Raw genomic sequence first — 3,221 nt, forward strand, 5'->3', positions numbered from 1 at the left:
GTCCGGCTCACCTGATCGCGCGGCCGGGGCGCCCCCCGGGTGTCGAGCTGGACCTCCGGCCCGGGGTGCCGCGGGCCCCGCACCGGGGGAGGAGCCGCCGCCACCACCGGCGATGAGCAGCGGGGTGGTTCCATAGGTGCCGTTCCACACGGCGCTCAGCCCGCCGCCGCTGCCGCCCGTCGCGCTGGCGCCGGCGGCGTTCGTGAAGCCCTGGCCGCCGGCGCCGCCGCCGTACGTCGGGCTGGTGCTGTTCATCACGCCGCCCTGCCCGGAGGTGACGGCGAGCCGCTGGCCGGGCGTCACGGCGAGGGTGCCGGTGGTGTAGCCGCCGCCACCGCCTCCGTACTGGCCGGTGTAGTAGGGGCGGGGGGACCCGGCGCCGCCGGCGCCGAAGACACGGGCGTAGACGCTGCTCACCCCGGCGGGCACGGTGAAGGTCTGGTCGCCGCCGCTGTAGGTGAAGCGGACGCAGTTGGTGTTGGTGGCGGACGGCGTGCAGGAGACCTGGGCGCGGTTCCGTTCGACGAGGCCCGGGGCGGTTCGCTGCGGGTGCACGGAGGCGGCGAGGGCGAACCCTCCTTGCGGCACCAGGCACAGCAGCGCGAGGACGCCACGCAGCAGCATGGACACTGGACCGTCGACCAACGACCGCACCGGACGCCCCGGCGCCTCCTCTCGCGATCATGCGTCAGCACGCGTGCGCGACCAGGAATAACCGACGTCGCGGTAGGCAGCGGTCACTCGCGACCGTGTCATCTGATCATTACGTGCGAATCCCTGCTATTGGCCTATGAGGAGGCCTCGGCCGGGTCTCGCGGGCGGCGACGGAGTCGCTGCTCCCGCCCCGGAGGACTCCGGTCGGAAACCCGCCCGGAACGACGGGTCGGGGTGGGGAGCACCCACCCCGACCCGTGTGTCGATGTCCCCGCTCGATCAGTGCGCTCAGCGCGTTCAGCCGAACACCGGCACCTGGTCCAGCACCGCCAGCCGCGCGTTCGCCGTCCGGATGCTGCCGCACACCACCTGCGCACCGCCGATCCGGTAGTCGTCCCCGCTGCCGGTCGCCTTGATCGCCGCACCCTGCAGCGAGGTGTAGGACTTGTCCGCCAGATCGGCCTTCCGTAGGTCCCGGACCACGATCAGCCGGCGCAGCAGATCGCTCGCGCCGGGCTGGGCGCCCAGGGCCTTCTTCTGGTCCTCCGGCAGTTTGGCGAAGGCCGCGTCGTTCGGGGCGAAGACGGTGACGTTGTCCATCGAGTCGAAGACGTCCTTGGCCTTGGCCGTCTTGATCAGCGAGGACATCACGGTCAGGTCCTTGGTCTGGTCGATCGCGGACAGCACCGGGATGCCGTCCATCGAGGCCAGGCTCCCGGGGCCGTCGGCCGGCAGCGCAGCGCAGTTCGGGCCGAACGCCTGCTCCGGCGGGGGAGGTGCGGCGACCGCCGGCGCGGCAGCGTCGCTGCCCACACCGGTGCAGCCGGCGAGCGGCACGAGGGCCAGCGCGACGGCTGCGGTCAAGACGGGGTGGGTCGTGCGACGACGCATGCGAAGTCCTTCTCAAGGGGGCGAACCGGCCTATCCGGGCTGAATACGCTCAGATAGTGACACGGGAACGGGACGATGCCCGGGACTGACCTCACCTGACCACCCGTCACCGAATCGGCGCCGGGCTCCGGCGGACCGGCCCGCCCGGGCGACGGGCGAGCCGAACGGGCTGTCCTCGCCCGGACCCCCCGTCAGGGGGTGAGTCGGAACGCCTCCAACTCCATGCCGTACCAGCGGGTGGTGCGGCCCAGCGCGGTCATGCCGAGCCGGTGGCAGACGGCCAGCGACGGCCGGTTGTCCGGCCGGACCACCGCGTGGATCTCGGCCAGGCCGTCCGCGAATCCCTTGGCCACGGCGCCCTGCGCGGCCTCGGTGGCGTAGCCCTGCCCCCAGCTGTCCGGATGGAGGTGCCAGCCGACCTCGACCTCTCCGTCGCCGTCCGGGATCGGGATGAGCAGGACGGAGCCGGCGACCACGCCGGTGTCCTTCCGTTCCGCCGCCCAGGTGCCGAAGCGCGGGTCGGCCGAGCGGGAGCGGAAGCGTTCGATCGCCGCCTCGGCGTCAGTGAGGTTTTCCAGGGTGCGGGGATCGCGGCCCAGCCACTGCGTCACCTCCCAGCGGGAGTAGATGTCGAGTGCCCGCTCGCGGTCCTCGGGCTGCCACTGGCGTATCGTCAGGCGATTGGTCGTGAACATGGACGTGATTCTGCTCCGACTGAGCTGCGGGTGCCAGGCGCAGGCGCTTTCGGCATCGACCGAGCGGCCTCCCCGCAGGGCTTCCACACCGCGGCTTCCACCGCCCCGACCGGACGGGCTCCCGTGCGCAGGGCGACTTTGGGCCAAGATTGCCTGTTCATGCGATCAGCACATGTTGTGCACACCTCCTCCCCGTAGGGTGTGGCCGTCCCATCCCGGGTTCCCCCGTCAACGGGCCGCATCGTGCTGCCCGCCGCTTGGACTGGAGTGAATTGACCATGTCTGACCGCCACTTGTGGAAGCGCCTGACAACTGCCGTCGTCCGCAGGGGAGTCGGCGCCACCCTGGGCGCCCTCGCGCTGATCGCGGCCTTCGTCCTCGCGGGAACCGCCGCCGGGACGTCGAGTGCGGCGGCCCAGCCGGCCGGCTGGGGCGGCCCCGGCAAGTGGGCTTGCTCCGGCGCGCCCGTCCAGTCCGGATGGGTCATCACCATCTACGACCGGACCGGCTGCAACGGCTCCGGCTCCTGGTATCAGGAACCGGTCAAGGACGGGATCTGGACCTGTTCGGGCTCGCCGATCGTCCCCGGGTACGTCATCACCGACCACATCCAGACCGGCTGCAACGGCATCGGCTCCTGGCGGCACAACCTCCCCAAGGACGGGATCTGGACCTGCGGCGGATCGCCGGTCGTCAGCGGATACGTCATCACCGACTACATCCGCAACGGCTGCAACGGCGTCGGGTCCTGGCGGCACAACCTCGCGCGCGTCGGCCTGTGGACCTGCCCGGGCTCGCCCATCCCGGCCGGCTTCCGCGCCACCACGTACAGTGCCGGCGGGTGCAGCGGCCTCGGCGCCTGGGCCCTGGTCCGCGCCTGACCCCACCCGCCTGGGGGGGGGGCCCCCGCCCCCGCCCGGCGCGCCCCGCCCCCCCCCCCCCCCGCCCCCGGGTGGAGGCGGAGGCCGGGCACCCCCCACC

The 3,221-nt window shown here is 72.6% G+C and carries 3 protein-coding genes and 1 pseudogene; 1 reads left to right on the plus strand and 3 read right to left on the minus strand.

Annotation, left to right across the window (positions count from 1 at the left end):
• The 3 genes and pseudogenes from ACFV6I_RS30265 to ACFV6I_RS30275 all read right to left on the minus strand — a co-directional run.
• Positions 1-624: pseudogene (locus ACFV6I_RS30265) on the minus strand (hypothetical protein); the annotation flags it as partial.
• Between the two features lie 327 nt (positions 625-951).
• Positions 952-1,545, minus strand: coding sequence for a fasciclin domain-containing protein (locus ACFV6I_RS30270; protein ID WP_380428712.1), 594 nt, complete (start codon positions 1,543-1,545; stop codon positions 952-954).
• A gap of 191 nt (positions 1,546-1,736) precedes the next feature.
• Complete coding sequence (locus ACFV6I_RS30275; protein WP_063350778.1) at positions 1,737-2,240, minus strand: GNAT family N-acetyltransferase; 504 nt, start codon at positions 2,238-2,240, stop codon at positions 1,737-1,739.
• Between the two features lie 278 nt (positions 2,241-2,518).
• Between ACFV6I_RS30275 and ACFV6I_RS30280 the strand changes: the two genes are divergently transcribed.
• A complete protein-coding gene (locus ACFV6I_RS30280) occupies positions 2,519-3,121 on the plus strand; it encodes a hypothetical protein (RefSeq protein WP_380428715.1) in 603 nt (200 codons plus the stop codon).
• Positions 3,122-3,221: the final 100 nt, after the last annotated feature.

Source organism: Kitasatospora sp. NPDC059803 (assembly GCF_042732255.1).
Taxonomy (GTDB): Bacteria; Actinomycetota; Actinomycetes; order Streptomycetales; family Streptomycetaceae; genus Kitasatospora.